The sequence below is a fragment of the Bacillus sp. FJAT-26390 genome (assembly GCF_001682865.1).
GTDB lineage: Bacteria > Bacillota > Bacilli > Paenibacillales > Paenibacillaceae > Pristimantibacillus.
On record NZ_MAQX01000032.1, the window covers coordinates 781893 to 798973 of the forward strand.

The 17081-nt window shown below is 46.3% G+C and carries 12 protein-coding genes; 4 read left to right on the forward strand and 8 right to left on the reverse strand.

Annotated elements, in window-relative coordinates; all coding sequences use genetic code 11:
* Positions 1-41: 41 nt before the first annotated feature.
* The 3 genes from A7975_RS24245 to A7975_RS24255 form a co-directional block, all read right to left on the reverse strand.
* Positions 42-938 carry a carbohydrate ABC transporter permease gene (locus A7975_RS24245; RefSeq protein ID WP_053373166.1) on the reverse strand — a complete coding sequence of 299 codons (897 nt, stop codon included), beginning with the start codon at positions 936-938 and terminating at the stop codon, positions 42-44.
* A gap of 21 nt (positions 939-959) precedes the next feature.
* Positions 960-1901: an ABC transporter permease gene (locus tag A7975_RS24250; RefSeq protein WP_053373167.1), complete on the reverse strand. Its 942-nt coding sequence runs from the start codon at positions 1899-1901 to the stop codon at positions 960-962.
* A 279-nt stretch (positions 1902-2180) separates the two neighbouring features.
* Positions 2181-3581 (reverse strand): sulfatase family protein, encoded by a 1401-nt coding sequence (locus tag A7975_RS24255; RefSeq protein WP_065386808.1) that lies wholly within the window; start codon positions 3579-3581, stop codon positions 2181-2183.
* Positions 3582-3875: 294 nt separating this feature from the next.
* Here A7975_RS24255 and A7975_RS24260 point away from each other — a divergent pair, with 294 nt between their 5' ends.
* Complete coding sequence (locus A7975_RS24260; protein WP_065386809.1) at positions 3876-5303, forward strand: response regulator transcription factor; 1428 nt, start codon at positions 3876-3878, stop codon at positions 5301-5303.
* Positions 5300-7081, forward strand: a complete 1782-nt coding sequence (locus A7975_RS24265) for a sensor histidine kinase (protein ID WP_065386810.1) — start codon at positions 5300-5302, stop codon at positions 7079-7081. The genes A7975_RS24260 and A7975_RS24265 overlap by 4 nt, the downstream gene beginning before the upstream one ends.
* A gap of 30 nt (positions 7082-7111) precedes the next feature.
* Here the strand turns inward: A7975_RS24265 and A7975_RS24270 are convergent, their stop codons facing one another.
* The 5 genes from A7975_RS24270 to A7975_RS24290 all read right to left on the reverse strand — a co-directional run bounded on the left by A7975_RS24270 (position 7112) and on the right by A7975_RS24290 (position 14233).
* Positions 7112-9196, reverse strand: coding sequence for a methyl-accepting chemotaxis protein (locus tag A7975_RS24270; protein WP_065386811.1), 2085 nt, complete (start codon positions 9194-9196; stop codon positions 7112-7114).
* Positions 9197-9451: 255 nt separating this feature from the next.
* Positions 9452-9766 (reverse strand): hypothetical protein, encoded by a 315-nt coding sequence (locus A7975_RS24275; RefSeq protein ID WP_065386812.1) that lies wholly within the window; start codon positions 9764-9766, stop codon positions 9452-9454.
* 150 nt (positions 9767-9916) lie between these two features.
* A complete protein-coding gene (gene glgD, locus A7975_RS24280) occupies positions 9917-11029 on the reverse strand; it encodes a glucose-1-phosphate adenylyltransferase subunit GlgD (protein WP_053373174.1) in 1113 nt (370 codons plus the stop codon).
* A gap of 11 nt (positions 11030-11040) precedes the next feature.
* A complete protein-coding gene (locus A7975_RS24285; RefSeq protein WP_053373175.1) occupies positions 11041-12189 on the reverse strand; it encodes a glucose-1-phosphate adenylyltransferase in 1149 nt (382 codons plus the stop codon).
* Between the two features lie 427 nt (positions 12190-12616).
* Positions 12617-14233, reverse strand: coding sequence for a sensor domain-containing diguanylate cyclase (locus A7975_RS24290; protein WP_065386813.1), 1617 nt, complete (start codon positions 14231-14233; stop codon positions 12617-12619).
* Between the two features lie 243 nt (positions 14234-14476).
* Between A7975_RS24290 and A7975_RS24295 the strand changes: the two genes are divergently transcribed.
* Positions 14477-16231, forward strand: a complete 1755-nt coding sequence (locus A7975_RS24295; protein WP_065386814.1) for a sulfatase family protein — start codon at positions 14477-14479, stop codon at positions 16229-16231.
* A 108-nt stretch (positions 16232-16339) separates the two neighbouring features.
* Positions 16340-16990 carry an SGNH/GDSL hydrolase family protein gene (locus tag A7975_RS24300; protein ID WP_065386815.1) on the forward strand — a complete coding sequence of 217 codons (651 nt, stop codon included), beginning with the start codon at positions 16340-16342 and terminating at the stop codon, positions 16988-16990.
* Positions 16991-17081 lie beyond the last annotated feature (91 nt).

Consider the following 17081-nt stretch of genomic DNA (forward strand, 5'->3'; position numbering starts at 1 on the left):
AGCTTTCTTTAAATTAGGACAAGCATCTATTTGATATTTCCTTATCCTTTGATGGAGCCCACCATAATGCCTTTATTAAAGTGCTTCTGCAGGAAAGGATAGACCATAAGTATCGGAACGCAAGTAATAACGATAGTAGCCATCTGCAGGGCAGGCGTATAAACTTTGCTGGAGCTGTCGGTTGCCATTTGCTCCGCCAGCGTATTAAGTAATTGATTGGATGTAATGAGCGTCTCCCGCAAATAAATTTGCAAAGGCGTCTTGGCTGAATCGCTGATGAAGATGAGCGCGTACCACCACTCGTTCCACCGCTCTACCGCAAAGAACAAGCCGAATGTAGCGATAAACGGCGCTGAGATCGGCAAAATGATTTTAAGCAAAATGTACAGGTCATTCGCTCCGTCCAGCTTCGCCGATTCCTCCAAGCTCTCTGGGAGCGTGCCAAAGTAGTTTTTCATAATAATAAGATAGAAAGTGTTGAGGCCTGCCGGTATGATCATGACGAAGATGCTGTTGACAAGGCCAAGCGCCTTAATAATGAGATAGAATGGAATAAGTCCCCCGTTAAAAAACATCGTGAACAAAATAAGCGTAAGCATCCCGTTCCGGCCGGGCATTCCTTTCTTGGAGAGCGCGTAGGCTCCCGCCACCGAAATGCTCATGCTGAACAGCACGCCCACAACGGTTATAAATATGGAATTTGTCATAGAGCTCCAAAACTTCGCATCGGACAAAATGACTTTGTAAGCCGACAAGTCAAAGGACAAGGGCAGCAAATAAAGATTGTACTGGCTTATGACATCGAATTTGGCGAAGGAAATAATGAGCACGTTATAGAATGGGAAAAAAGTGACAATGGACAATAGCGAAAGCAGAATATAAACGACTAAGTCGAAGGTGCTTATTTTTTTTCTTTTTCTCGTATGCGAAAGCTTCATCTGATTACCTCCCATGCACGATTAATATAGTCCTTCTTCGCCCATTCGCTTCACAACGGTATTGGCAACCGCCAGAAGCACTAAGCTAATGACGGACTTGATTAATCCCGCCGCTGTCATATAGCCAAAGTCTCCGCCTACCTGGAACGATGTTCGGTAAATGTAAGTATCGATCACGTCAGACACGGAATAGACGGGTGAACTGTACAGGTTGAAAATTTGGTCAAAGCTTGCGCCTTGCGTCAGCAATTGGCCCACATGCAAAATTAGCAAAATGGCTACGGTGCTCTTCATGCCCGGCCATGCGATATGAAGCAGCCGTTGGAAACGACCCGCTCCATCCATCTCGGCGGCTTCGTACAGCTCGGGGTTAATGCCCGCCAACGCGGCTAAGTAGATGATGGAGTCCCAACCGACTTCCCGCCATACATGCGTAATATAGAGCATGGGACGGAATGACGAAGCGCTCGTAAGCGGTGAAATGGACTCATAGCCAAACAGCATAATGATTTGGTTCACGGCACCGTCGCGGCTTAAAATAATGGATATAATGCCCGCCAGCACGACCCATGAAATAAAATGCGGGAAAGTAAGTACCGTTTGGAAGAAGCGCCTCGCCTTTTTCCTCGAAAATTCATTTAGCAAAATCGCGAGTATGATCGGCGCGGGAAAATGAATGAGGAGCTTCATTAGGCTGATAATCATCGTATTTTTGAATGCCGTATGGAAGTCTGCGTCCGTCAAGAGCGTTCGAAAATGTTCGATTCCAATCCATGGACTGCCTAGTATGCCTCCGCTGTAATCAAATGTCTTGAAAGCCAGCGTAACGCCGTACATCGGCGCGTAGCTGAATATCGCATACCAGACCATCACAGGAAGCACCATAAGATAAAAATATTTGTACTGAAGCATCGTCTTCCACAGCTTCTTCTTTGGTTTGTAAGCATTTGCAGCGCTCTGCATAAGAAGTCACTCCTTGCTCTATTAAATTTGCGCAAACTCGGGAATCCATTCGCTCTTTTAAGTATAGTAAGGTCGGCGAGGGCGGAGTATAGACATTACTAGCCTTGTATGTGGACTCCTTCATGCAAGTGCTTTCATTTATTTTCAATCATAAAATAAGACATAGCGGCAATGGTTTTGTACATATTCGGTTATATAAAAAGAGGAGGGCTGTCGTTGGAAGACATGAAAAAATAGCGGTACAGGGTCTATTCCTGTACCGCTATTTTCTATTCTGGTCTATGGCTGCTTGCTTCCTGAGAATGTGGGATACTCCTGTGCGTGCAAGGGCCCGCCTTCCTTCATTACCGTCCATAACGGGTCGGTGTCGCTCTCCATCGAGGACATCATCTCGTCATGCCAATCGCTTAGCAGATAGACGGCTTCCTTGCATACATCCCGCAACTCCTCTGCCAGATTGCGCTGCTCATAGGGATCGTCCTTTAGATGGAACAGCATCTCCTTCGGAAATCCATGGTGACCGTCATGATAAGAGCGGATGTACAGCCAATCCTGGAACCTGACGCTTCGCTGGCACACATGGGCGCATTGCGACAGTACCAAATAATCTCTTCCCTCATCCATTCCCTCCGTAATGCTCTCCATATAGCTTCGTCCATCCCATCGGTCAGGACGCGCTGCTCCGACTAAATCCGCCAGCGTCGGAGCGAGATCGAGATGGTAATGCAGCCCTTCGTTCTTGATTCCCTTTGCTCCCCCCGGCCAGCGGAATATCATCGGAATCCGGCAAGTGCCCTGATCCGCCGTGCCGTGTTCAGAATAAATGCCAAGCTCGCCAAGATTCTCGCCATGATCCGCACTGATGAGAATAGCCGTATCCTCCAAAATGCCCAGCTGCTCAAGCTTTGACAGCACCTGCCCAATATGATCATCCATATACCGAATCGCGCTGTCGTAATTGTCGATGATATGCCTTAGATCGCCATAGTTCTCTACTGGCTGCCCGTGTCTGGGCCACTTGCTGTAATGCGACTTTGCAAGCCGGTTCATATCCGAAATGCTGTGCTGCCCTTCCTTCAGCAGATGGGATTGGAATACGTCCTCCGTCAGCCACTCCGGAAGAGGGGCCTCCCGGAAGGGATACCCATATGTCTCAGGCACCCGGTACGGCGTATGCGGGTCCCAGAAGTTCAAATGCAAAAACCACCGATTCATGCTTCCATTATCCTCCAGCCATTTTAATGCGGTAGGAAGCACTTGATGTGCCGACTCGATCCCGTTTTCTCCAATATTATGAACCTCATGAAATCCGGCATTAAATGTCCATGCGGAATGCCTGTCAGCAAATGTGCTGATCGTTGCCGCCTTGTAGCCCGCTTTCCGCAATACGCCGGGGAGACTCTCCCACTTAAGCCGATCCTCGAAGCCCCGGCTCGGTCCCTCCCGCCTCATATCCGCCGCTGTGCCGCCATGACCCGCAATGCCGGTATGGATGCCGAATCTGCCTGACATCAAAGCTGATCTCGAAGGAAGACATGGCGCGTCCGAGCAATAATAGTTAGTAAAAACCACTCCCTCTTCCGCTATACGATCAATATTGGGAGATGTGTTACGGTGATACCCGTAGCAGCCCAAATGATCGGGACGGAGAGAGTCTAGATCGAGATAAACAATTCTCATCGCGGACAGCCTCTCTTTCCATTAATTCATCATTCCGCACCTTTGTAATGATCAAACTATCGCAGCTAGGCGTCACTTGCATGCGGAACTGCTTCCCTTTCCCTTTACCTATCATCCATATTATAATTTGTAAATAGTTTGGCTAAGTATAGAAAAAAGCGTTAAATTCATTGTTGTTTATTATGAAAGTGCATTCATTTAGATTAAATCTTGGTTTTGTACATATTAATCATATTTTTTTCTATACGAATACATGAATACTATCGCTACGATTGCTGTAAAGGGGGCATTACGATGTACAAAGCGGTCATTGTGGATGACGAACGATGGATTGTCGAAGGCATAAAGGCAGGAGTCCGCTGGGAAAAGTACGGCTTTCAGGTTGCTGGCGAAGCCGAGAACGGGCAAGAAGGTCTGAAACTAATCGAGGCGCTGCAGCCAGAATTTGTGCTGACCGATATTAAGATGCCCCTTGTCAACGGGCTTGAGCTGATCAAGCGGGGAAAGGACTTGTCGCCACGCACTCATTTTGCGGTGCTGAGCGGGCATGCGGAATTTGCTTACGCCCAGAAGGCGCTGAATTACGGAACGTTCGGCTACTGCCTTAAACCTTTTGAAATTGAGGAAATTGAAGCTTTGCTCGGCAGGCTCTCGCAGGTGCTCAAGCAGCAGTCACAGGCAGAACCGCAATACGACTCCCAGGAGCTGTATGAAGTGCTCTGCTCTGGGAATGAAGAGCTCCTTAAAGAGAAATTTACTGTTGTCGGCTTGCCTATAAGCACAGAGCTCCCCGTCACACCCATTGTCATACAAGGCTATCCGCTCCTTCCATACTCGGGAGATATTCACCATGTCCGCTTTCGCATGAACAAGCGAAGGGTAGGCTACTTCGTGTACAGCCATCTAACGAACCATTTCTTGGGTTCGCTTAACTTGTCCGGGAACAGCATCGATTACAGCATCGGCACCGGTCCTTCCACTTCCCGTCCTACCGATCTTGAGGCATCGCTGGAAGCGGCGTCCATAGCGTCTTACGGCTACTTCTCAACAGGCAAGAGCGGCATCTACCATCCCGCTTCCGCTGAGGAATCACCTATCGACTCCATTCTAACGGAGCTGACTGAGGCTCTAGCCCAGAAGGACCGCGTACGATTCGTATCCGTTATGGAATCCTGCAGGCCGATGTTCCAACATTTTAAGCTGACCATTAAGGATGCATATCTCATTTTCAATACGGTCATGTACCTTTTCTCGAGAGAAGGGGCAGCGGCGCAAACCCGGTTTCTGGAGGGTTATGACCAGCTCTATTATGACTATGGCCAAGCCCATGCGATGATTGATTATCTTATTAAGCAAACGTTAAAGCATTTTTCGGATGAGCTTTCCTTACGACTCGCAGGCGTAACGCATAGTCGCATCAAGGAAATATTGTTTTTTATCCATAATCATTTTAATCAGGAAATGTCCATTCAAAGCCTTTCAGAGAAATTTTTCTTAAGCCCTACTTATTTGTCCCAGCTGTTCAAGAAAGAAGTCGGAGAAAACTTCGTGGAATATTTGTCCCGCCAGCGCATCCAATATGCTTGCAAGCTGCTCACCGAGACAGATATGACGGTTAGCCAGATTGGCGAGAAATGCGGCTTCAATGACTATTTTTACTTTACGCGAATCTTTAAACGGCTAAATAGCATGACGCCTACACAATACCGGGGCTCGCAATGAAATCCTTTAAAAAATGGTCCATTCGGACGCAGGTGCTGACCATTGGAGCGATTATTCTAGCCATTATCCCGCTTGTCATTATTTTGACGTATCGTCAATCCAGTGCAATCATCGTCAACCAAAACACGCAGTACAACATGGAAATGGTATCCAGTCTTCAGCAGCGGGTCTCCGACAGCTACGCTAGAATTTCCGGCATCTTGATTAATCTGGGCTACGATACAACCGTCCAAGACTTTCTGGTGGAGAGCGATAGCCTAAGGATCTACGAGCTGTCGAAGAAGGTACAGAGCTTGATGGGGGTAATCAAAAGCACCAACCCCGACATTGTCGACGTCGTCATTATGAACAATTCCGGCAAGCATACGTCTCTGCAGGGCAGAATCAGCATCGTGAATGACATGGTGGGTGAGCTGGCGGAGAAGCAAGGCGAGGTCTATTATGGCGGTTTTAAACAAGCAGGCCCTTTCATCTTGCGGGACTCATTTCTCTTCGGCATGAATCTATACGCTTCTCGCAACACGTACCAATACGGAGAAAAAATAGGCTTCATTGCGGTTGTTCTGGATGCCAAGTCCATTCAGCTTGAAATCGAGAAGTTTCCAAGGCTGTCCGGCACAAGCTTCTACCTTAGAACGAATAATGAGCTGGTGTACGCAAATGCGAGCGGGCAGGAGCTTAATCTAGACGAGACAAGGCTGACTCTCTATTCCGGCTTTGGCGAGAGCGCTGTCATGGAGAAGATTGACGGTAAGTCCTATGCTATTCAATCGTTTCCCTTACCAGAGATCAAAGGCAACATTATTTCGGCGGTGCCCATCAAAAACCTGATTAAAGAGCTAGAGGGACTGAAGCGAACCAGCTACTTGATGCTAATCATTACGCTTCTTCTCATTACGATACCGTATTACGTGCTTATAATGAATTTATTGCGGCCTCTTGGAAAGCTAATCGCGTTCATGAAGCGGCTGAAGAGCGGTAATCTGGACTTGCTGCATACGAAGGTAGAGCTGGAGGGCTACGCTGAAATGGAGGTTATTTCCACTCAATTCAACACCATGTTGAACCGCATCAACGACCTGACCGAGCAGCTGCTGGAGACGACAGGTGCGCTGTATCAAGCCGATATCGAGCGGCAGCGCGCCGAAATGTCGTTTCTGCAGAGCCAGATCAAGCCGCATTTTCTCAGCAATACGCTGGATGCTATTAAGGGAATCGCAATTGTTAAGGGAAATAATGAAATTTACGAAATGGCCTCGGCCTTAAGCCGGATGCTGCGTTATAGCATCAAAGGCGCCAATGAAGTGACGCTGCAGGAGGAGATTAGAATTGTCGACTCTTACATTACGATCCATCAGGGGAGATTTCCAGGAAGAATTCAGTACGAGCAATACATTTCGGAGGAGCTGAGCGAGATTCTCATTCCGAAAATGATTATTCAACCGATTGTCGAAAATGCGCTGACTCACGGGCTGGAGCCGTCTGAAAGCGGGGGCAAAGTTATCATCCAGACAGAGATCTATGATGCTCGTCACATAGAGATCATGGTGACGGACAATGGCGTCGGCATGGAGCCGCAACGGCTGAAGCAAGTGAGAAATGCCCTTATCTCCAAGGACCCCGAGGCCAATCAGCATATCGGGATGAAAAATGTAAATGATCGAATTCGCCTCCATTACGGAGAGGGAGCCGGGATCACCATTAATAGCTGGCTTGGAAGCGGCACCGTCGTCCGCGTGCGGCTTCCTGTGCCGACTAATTTTAACTATCGCTTATGAAAGATGCTGACGCTCGAAAGCATGAACTCCTTACATTTTAAAATGATTAAGCTGCTCTTTCGAAATGTTCGTCATATGAAGCAATTCATCCGCAGACTCTAATAACGTTTTCATCAACCCTGCCTGAGCAGTCACCGATGCAGATGCGTAATTGGTATTTTCAGCAGATTGTTTGGCAATATCCGCTACTTCATGGACGGATGCGGTGACCTGCTCTGAGCTTGCTGAGATTTGCTCCGTTAAATTCGTTACCTGCTGCACTTGATCTACTAATTTCTGAGATGACGCCAGTATTCCTGTAAAGATGTCATTTGCGCTATTGATCGTTTCGATTCCTTTGTCAACCTCGATTTTCTCGCTTGTCATGGATGCGCCTAAACGATTAATCTTTTCCGTAATCGCTGTTAATTTGTCTGATATATCATCTGTAGAGAGCTTAGACTGGCTGGCTAGCTTCTGAATTTCTGAAGCGACTACTGCAAAGCCTCTCCCATGCTCCCCAGCACGCGCAGCCTCTATGGAAGCGTTCAGCGCGAGTATGTTTGTTTGAGCCGAGATTTTTGCTATTATGGCAACCATTCCCTGTACCTGTTCGGATTGGCTCGTTAGGAATTCTACTAACTCACCAGAGCTCATAACGGAATGATTAATTTTGTTCATCTGGTTGAAAGCATCTTCAATCGCAAGCTGGCCCTGAACAGCCTGTTGATGTGAATGAGACGATTCATTAAGAACATCTTGAGCGGATTCAACTATGCGCTGAATATTAATCGCAATTTCATTCATGGCCGTCGAGCTTTCTTCCGAATTGATGAATTGCGTTTGCGTTCCACTGCTTAACTCGACCATCTTACTATTGATATTATCCATTTCCGCTACGGATTGCGTGATCGCCTTCGTTAATTCGGATGAGGATAGAGATACTTTACTGCTCGTAGCTTTGCTTGCGCTGATCATATTTCTAAACTCATTGATAACTGTATTGATAGGCTTAACGATGTCCCCAACTTCATCTCTCGTATAGGGAACAAGCCGATTGGTTAAGTCACCTTGGCTAACTTGAATGAGAGACGTATTTATATAGGCAATCGACTTCTTGACCGAAATATAAAAGCCTATAAAAATATATAATAAAATGATAAATCCAATCATAACGGCGATATTAAATATCATTGCTTTATTCTCATAGGCGTCTACTCTATTCTTGATTAACCCGTCCAATAACGTTAACTCCAAATGATATAGCTCTGAATTATTTTGAATAAATGCCGTAGCTATTTGAAAATATTCACTCGCCGGAAGCTCCAGTGCTGCTGCATTCAGCAGCTCTTTATTAACGAGCCCAGTAAATTTGTCCCTTTCCTCTTCGAGCTTTATTCTAGATGCTTCAAGCTCCGTACTTAATGAAGGATTTTGTTCGATGACCGATTTGATCCCGTTGCTAATATCATTCGTGGAATAGCTCAGCAGCGAAGTCAAAGACAATAGCTGATCACGCTGCTCCTGGGTCATCGACTTAACCGTCAAGTATTCTGCCCCTAAATCACGGATTTGCGCAAGCTTTTCCGTTGCAAAAGGGATTTTGTTAATGACCCCATCCATCAAATAGTAGCTGTCCAGATCGGGATCAAGAATTAAATTCGAGGAGTCTCCAACCTTCGCAATAAGCTTGATGCCCCGGTCAATTAAGCGGGTGTAGCTTTCCGAATCGGTTGTACTTATATTTTGCCAATCGCCATGCATGTCACGCAAAGCACCTTCAATCTTTAATTTTTTTCCCAGCTTATCCTCTACTGCAAAAGCCTGTTGAAAGGCTTGTTCTATCTCACCATTATTTTTGTCTATTTGTTCTTTTACAGAAGCGTCATTATGGAATGAATAGATATGATATAATCCTCGGCTTTGCTGCATTTTCGCAATTACTACTTGCAGGGGAGATATGTATGCTACGCCAATTCTCTCTTTCGCATTAAATGAAATTAGATCACTAGATTGGCCCTGATACATATATGACATCACTACCATTGGAATAAAAATCAACAAACCGATAACGATAAACTTATACGCATACCTCAGCCTTCGTATTAATTGCTCGGACAACCAAAATAAGTTCATATAACACTTCCTTCTACTCGTGATGGACTCTTTATTGTATTTCGGCATTTGTTCCAAAAATATTTCTACAAATTTCGATAAAATCCTTTTTATGGCTAAAAAAATCCGGTTCTTCTGCACTAAGGCAAAAGAACCGGATTTTTTATCGTTAAGAACCGGCGCCGTATTCTAAGCTCATCCAGAAGCGATCAACTGCGCATAGAAAAGCCGCTTCATCCCTATGAAGCGGCCGCAAAGCTTGTTTTATTCAATTAATTAAGAATTAAAATTTTGAGCGGTGCCTTTGCCTCTTTGAGCAGCCGTCACCATGATTAAAATTGCCGAAACCAGATGCAGAACCCATCCCAGGAAAGGGATCCACGCTAGCAGCGAAGTTACGATGCCCACCGCCGAACCGTACTTAGGCTCATTGTTTTTGCTGGAAAGTACAAAGGCAACAATATGTAAGATTAACATAACGCCCAAAGCTGAATACCAGCTTGAGATAACGATTGAACCGCCGATAATTGGAATAGCCAAAATAAGTTCCAATATTCCCGTTATCCATTTCAAAATTCTAGATCCTGTCAAAATAATACGCCTCCTTGGGTAATCTTTCCTACACATTGTAACAAATTCGACAAACATATTATAGCCTTTTTTTCATATTTATGTACTCATTTCCATTTTGGCGCATGAAGAAAGAGAGCACCTCACGAGAGGCGCTCTCTTCCATCCAAACTATATTCTGCTCTTCTTGGAAAAGACCGTTGGCGACGTTTCCTCCCCGACCAGCTTATTGCCGCGTGTGACGTATACCTCTTTATCGAGAATGACATTATCCAGCGAGGAGTCCTCTTCGATCACGCATTTTTGCATTAAAATGCTGTTTCGCACGACCGCCCCTTTCCCAATTCGAACGCCCCGGAACAAAATGCTGTTTTCCACTGTTCCTTCAATAATACAGCCGTTAGCCACCTGTGAATTCGTTACGACAGCGCTATTCGCATATCTGGCTGGCGGTTCATCCTTAATCTTGGTGTAGATCACGCCAGGCTGGTAGAAGAGGGACTTCCATACTTCCGGATTCAGCAGCTCCTTGCTGTATTTGTAATAGTTTTGAACGGAATTGATGACGGCCAGATACCCTTTGTACTCATACCCATACACTTTTAATACGCTTAAGTTCCGAATAATGACATGCCGCACCAGATCATAGTAGTTTTGATTCACGCTTTTTTTGACCAGCTCCATGAGCAGCTCTTTCTTAATGATGATCATCCGCATATAGGCTTTGTTGCTCTTTTTTGTCTGGCGGTTCTCCGTCATGCGGACAACCCGTCCGTCCTCGGCTAAATCCAGCGTGATCAGGTTAGAAAAATCCTCGCTTCCTTCGTCCATTTCCTTATAGATAACGGTGATATCCGCATTGGTCCTTTGGTGGTTCTCCACCGCCTCGGTATAGTTGATATTGCAGATCATATGGCTGCTCGATACAACAACAAATTCCTCCGTGCTGCGGTTAAAATATTCCAGAGAGCCGTAAAAATTTTGCAAATCGCCGTTAAAGCCCGGGACGTTGCTATTGTTGGGCGGCAAAATGAACAGCCCTCGGTACTTTCGATCCAAGTCCCATTCTTTCCCCGAACCCAAATGGTCGATGATGGAACGGTAATTGTTATGGGCGAGCACCGCCACATTGTTAATTCCCGAATTCACCATGTTGGATAATACGAAGTCTATTAACCGGTATCTGCCGCCGAAGGGAACCGTGGCCGTAGCCCGCGAGTAAGTCAATTCATGCAGCAGCGGCTGGTTGATGCTGAGATTGATGACACCTAACACATTATTCATCGCATTCACTCCTATATCAATTGAGAAGAGATGACCATGTTCTCGCCAATTAAGGTGATTTCCGCCGATTCGTCCGGGCTTCCGACAGATGCGCCGTCTTGGATGACGGTACCCGAGCCGATGATCGCTTTATGGATAGTGACGTTTTTTCCGATTTGGGCGTACGGCATAATGACCGAATCCTTGATCCGGCTGCCTTCACCGACATGAACACCGTAAAAGAGTACAGAATGGTCAACTTCCCCAAATACCATACATCCTTCATTTACTAAAGAGCCTGTAACCTTGCCGGTAGATGCGATATGATGCGGGGGCTTGTTGGGGTTCTTCGCGTAAATCCGCCACTTCGGGTCGTGGAGCGTAAACGGCGGATTTTCCAAGAGCAGATCCATATGTGCTTCCCATAAGCTTTCGACGGTTCCGACATCTTTCCAGTAATCGTTAAAGCGGTAAACAAAAAGCGACTGGTCGCTATCCAGCATCGACGGAATAATGTCTTTGCCAAAGTCGTTGCTTGAGGTTGGATCCTCGGCATCGGCAATTAATTTCTTTTTGAGCACATCCCATGTGAAAATATAAACGCCCATGGAGGCCAGATTATTTTTGGGCAGCTTGGGCTTCTCTTCAAACTCAATAATCCGGTCTTCCTTATCTACATCCATAATGCCGAACCGGCTGGCTTCTTGCAGAGGCACCTCAATAACCGCGATAGTGGCATCGGCTTGTGTTTCTTTATGCTGTTGAAGCATGAGCGCGTAATTCATCTTGTATACATGATCGCCGGAAATGACCAGCACGTATTCGGGATCATACTGCTCAAGATAGTGGATATTTTGGTAGATTGCATGTGCCGTTCCTTTATACCAGCTGCCACCTCTTTGTTCCATAAAAGGGGGGAGGACGGTGACGCCGCCGTTTTTACGGTCCAAATCCCATGAGCTGCCGATCCCTATGTAGGCATTCAAAACCATCGGCTGGTACTGCGTCAGTACCCCAACCGTGTGAATGCCTGAATTACTGCAATTGCTTAACGGAAAATCGATGATCCGGTACTTCCCGCCAAAAGGTACAGCAGGCTTTGCCAATTTAGATGTCAAATGGCCTAATCTTTTACCTTCACCGCCTGCAAGCAGCATAGCTACACACTCTTTTTTCTGCATTCGGCACTCTCCCCACTGTTAAAAATTTTGCCATTGATAATAGATAGAATTTTCTGATAATTAAAATTTCACCTCTTTTTTCATTGCTTATTCGGCCCGCGCATATGGCAATGTAAGCGTATACATTGTTGTAAAAATTATAATACTCTGTTGATTAAAGGAAGTCAACAGATGCCCTTTTCATCCTAAACAGATAATTCCGCAGCAATCGAGGGGGTTCTGTACGCCGTACTTGCAGAACGTTTGCTTTTGTTGAACGATACGTTTTGTTGTTGTTGCTGCCCTTGTGAAAGAAGTCGCATTGGCACACAATGGCTCGTTTTCCAGCGAATGCTGCAGCTAAGGCTTAATCGTTATGCGGAAAATATTTTTTTCGTAAAGCGTTCAAAAAAAGCCGCTCAGTCTCGATAACTGAGCGGTTCTCATTCTACCCACTGTGTACCTTCTCATTACGCGTGCCTTCCGCAATCATCGTACGGTTTCTACCGGCATGCTTCGCCTTGTATAACGCCTGATCGGCTAACACAAACAGCTCGTCCGCGTTGCCAGACTGCAATGGAAATTGTGCAACGCCGAGCGAAATGGTTACTTTCTGCTTCAAATGGCTCTCGCTGCTTTCCATCGTTGTACGGATTCGTTCGGAAATGTCATACGCATCGCTCACAGTCGCAGAAGGCAAAAGAACAACAAATTCTTCGCCCCCATAACGGCTGCATAAGTCGCCCGGCCTTGCGGTTGACTTCACGATATTGGCTAAGTGCTGCAGTACTTTGTCACCCTCCTGGTGCCCAAAGGTATCGTTAATGAGCTTGAAACGATCGATATCGAGGAGGATGATGGCATATGGCTTTAGCTCCTCCGTCCACTGCTTCATCCTGCTCTCCATCGTTCTTCGATTGCTCAGACCCGTTAACGCGTCAGTCATAGCAGCCTGTGTTAATTGGTCGGTCTGCAGCTTAATGCCGTCAAACGCAAGAACAACCGCTTTGTTTAGCAAATCGGCTTCTCTGTTCCAGTGCTGCTTGAGATCTGGCCGCCTTTCTTCCTTCTGCCCGATATTGCCGACGATGTTAGCCAGCGTTTCAAAAGGACTTGCTAAACGTCTTGCCAGCGCGATCGTTACCAGCAACAATAAAATAAAAGGGAAAAGTGAGTAGATCAAAATCTGCTCGACCTGATTGATTAATCGTTTTCTTATCGTACTGATCTCGGAAACCACAACGATTCCCCATTGATTCTCAGGCACGTAGGAATAACCCGCCAATAAGGAGACTCCATCTGATTCCGTTAGCCTATACCCGCTTTTACCTTCCATGAGTGTCTGGACGATGGAATCCGAGCTCATATTTTTACCAATTTGACTTATATCGGGATCGTACAGAAGGCTGCCATCGGAGCCAACAACATAAAAGTATGATCCATTATTGTCGAGGCCGGAATTGCCAAATATCATGCTTAAAACGTTGTTTTTTTGCAGATAGAGGCTCCCTCCGATATATCCGCGATACACCCCTTCCTCGTCATAAATCGGTTCGCTAATAAACACGATAAGATTTTTGGTGGTTGGGCTCACAAAAGGCTTCGATATGTACGGTTTTCTGCTATGTAACGCTTCCTTGGCCGCATCCGTCAAAATCCGCTCGCCCGCTGTCCCTATCGAGGAAGGCGAAACCGCGAGAATGAGTCCGGAGGAATCAACCAGCGCAATCGAATTAAAGTATGTGCTGCTCGTGCGAATCAAATTAAGGTGGCTCTTCGTATCCTCTGCATGAAGCGAGGGGTTGGCGGCATAGAAATCGGCTGCGTTTTTAAGGCTGCTGCGCATGGATTTAAACAAGGAGTCCATCGTTTGGCTCATTTTCGACGCGTTTGACAGATTTAGAGTAAGAGTCGTTTCATATAACGACTGTTTTTTTGAATGATACGACGCGATTAGTAATATTGTTAACGTAAGCAGAACCGAAATCGAGACTAGTCCAGTCAGGAGCGTAGCCAAGCTAATTTTATTCTTTTTTATCTCTTTAATGATGCGTAGTGAAGACATATGGCTCCCCCTTTAACAAATAACCATTTCATAGCTGACATAGGCGGCTTTGTTTCACATAACAACCCCTTTATAGTTCATAAGTCATATATTACCATGCGCTCAACGAGGCGTCTTTATATTTTAATAGAATGGGAATGGAATTAATACTTATATGAATGGAAGTTTTAGGGGCCGCTACTGTTTCGGGGATTCGCCACATAATTTAGAACAACGACCTGAATAAACAAGGATGTGAAAACCATGTTCGATCATTCAACATCGGCACGTTATTTGAAGAGACCTAATTTTCTTGTCTTCCTTGTGGATGAAGAACGTTATCCTCCGGTTTATGAAACGCCTGAAATAAAAGAATGGCGGAAACAAAGCCTTCTTGCGCAGGAGCAACTAAAATCCCATGGCATGTCGTTTCACAGACATTATACGGGAAGCATCGCCTGCTGTCCTAGCCGCGCTACGCTGTTCACCGGTCATTATCCCTCGCTCCACGGGGTCAGTCAGACCATAGGAATTGCCAAAGACGCCTTTGACTCCGATATGTATTGGCTGGATAGAAACACCGTGCCTACGATGGGCGATTATTTTCGCGAGGCTGGATATCAGACTTACTATACAGGAAAATGGCATATCTCCCATGAAGATATCGTCGTTCCCGGCACCCATCATAGCGTCCCCAGTTATCATCCGTTAACGGGCGTGCCCGATAGGCAATTGGAGGCATTATATGCTCGCGCTAATCGCTTAGACAAGTTTGGCTTCTCTGGCTGGATCGGTCCAGATCCGATCGGAAGAAACCCGCGCAATTCAGCATCCTCCGCTGCTATTGGGTTAAGCGGAAGAGATGAGGTTTACGCGGATGAGGCTATTCATTTAATTGAGTCGCTAAGCCGCCAAAAGAATCACGATCACAATGCTCCGCCTTGGCTAGTCGTATCTTCTTTCGTAAACCCGCATGACATTGCTTTGTATGGCGATCTTACCGCGCAGCTTCCTTATTTCAGGTTTGAGGTTGAGCCTATGCCTGCCGTTTCCCCTCCTCCAACCCGAGACGAATCGCTGCTCACGAAGCCGCGCTGTCAAGCCAGCTATCGCGATATCTATCCGAAAGCCTTACAGCCTATCACCGACGAGCCATTTTACCGTCAACTCTATTACCAGCTGCAGAAAAACGCCGACCGCCAAATGTTAAAGGTATTTGAGGCGCTAACCCGCTCCCCGCTCTATGACAATACCATTGTCATCTTTACATCCGATCATGGGGACCTGCTCGGCGCGCACGGAAATCTCCATCAAAAATGGTACTGCGCCTACGAAGAGTCTTTGCATGTTCCATTTGTTATCCATAATAAGCATCTATTTCCTCAGCCTAAGCAGTCGCATTCGTTAACTAGCCATGTCGATCTCCTGCCTACGATGCTTGGACTCGCGAATGCCAATATGGCTGAGCTTAATAGCCGCATGCAGGACAGATTTAGCGATGCCCGTCCCTTGGTAGGACGTAATCTTGCTCCCCTTATTCTGGGGAAGAGCGATGCCGGATGGCCGGATGAACCCGTTTATTTTATGTCCGACGATGATGTTACCCGGGGCCAGCATCAGGTAAACCAACTAGGAAAGAGCTACGCCTCCGTCATTCAGCCTAACCACATCGAGACCGTCATTGCAGCCATCCCAAACCGCAACACGAAGCAATTGTGGAAGTTTTCCCGTTATTTTGATAACAAGCAATTTTGGAGCTCACCGGGGATAGAGGATGTAACCTGCCAACCAGTCGATGCTGGCGCCACCGAGCAATGGGCATCAGATAACAAAACGGAGCCGGTACAAGAAGAGTATGAGCTGTACAATTTAACGGATGACCCCTTGGAAGCACGCAACCTTGCCTATTCCGCATTTGCAACCTCTTATACTAGAAGCATCCAACAGCAGATGATGCGCATGCTCGAAGAGCAGCGGAAGCAAAAACGGTTATACCCGCTTCACATAGGCATCAATTGAATCACAAACTCCTATCCTGTATTAGCCTAATATGTCCACACCCCCAGCGGCTGATCGCAATAATATACCTCTAAGAAGCATTTTAGGATTAGGGTGGGTGGTACTTTTATGATTTATACAGCTCTAGGAGATTCCATTACGTTCGGGGAAAATGCCTCTTCTTGGGCAAAAGCCTATCCTCAGCTAGCCGTATCAGCTTTAAACTCGCGATCACGCTCCCGTAAGTTTACAGGGTATGTAATCGCTCGTCCCGGCTGGAGCAGCAATAATCTATTAAATGCGGTAATCGGGCAGGGCTCCCCCATTATCAGTCAATCTGAAGCGGTTTCCATATGGATTGGAGGAGTAGATTTAGCGAATGCCGCACTGTATTCGCTTAAGACCCAGCAGCCCGTAGCGGTAAAGCAAAGTATAGCCAATTACAGCCGGAATTTAAGCGCTATGCTAGCCCATATCAGAAATAGAAGCCATGCCCAGATCGTTTGCTGCACGCAGTATAATCCGTTTCCGAACAGTCCTCTTGCGATTGAATCGATAGACCGGTTAAACCAAACGACGTACGAGGTTGCCCAAAGCTATCATGCAAAGGTGGCGCCTGCTCATGCGTGGTTTGAAGGGAAACAAGCCGATCTTATTTACGGTTACCGAAAAGGAAAAATGGAAGATGCATTAAGCGGGTTTCTGCCCATTCATCCTAATGATTCGGGACATCGCGTAATTGCAACGGGATTAACCCCTTATCTTATTCCTCGCAATTAGTTGCGCTGCAGCGTTTCCGACTAGGGAAGGCTGCTTCCTTGCAAACTCCTAATAAGCAGCAGACAGCTTTTGACATGGCTTGCATTGAACT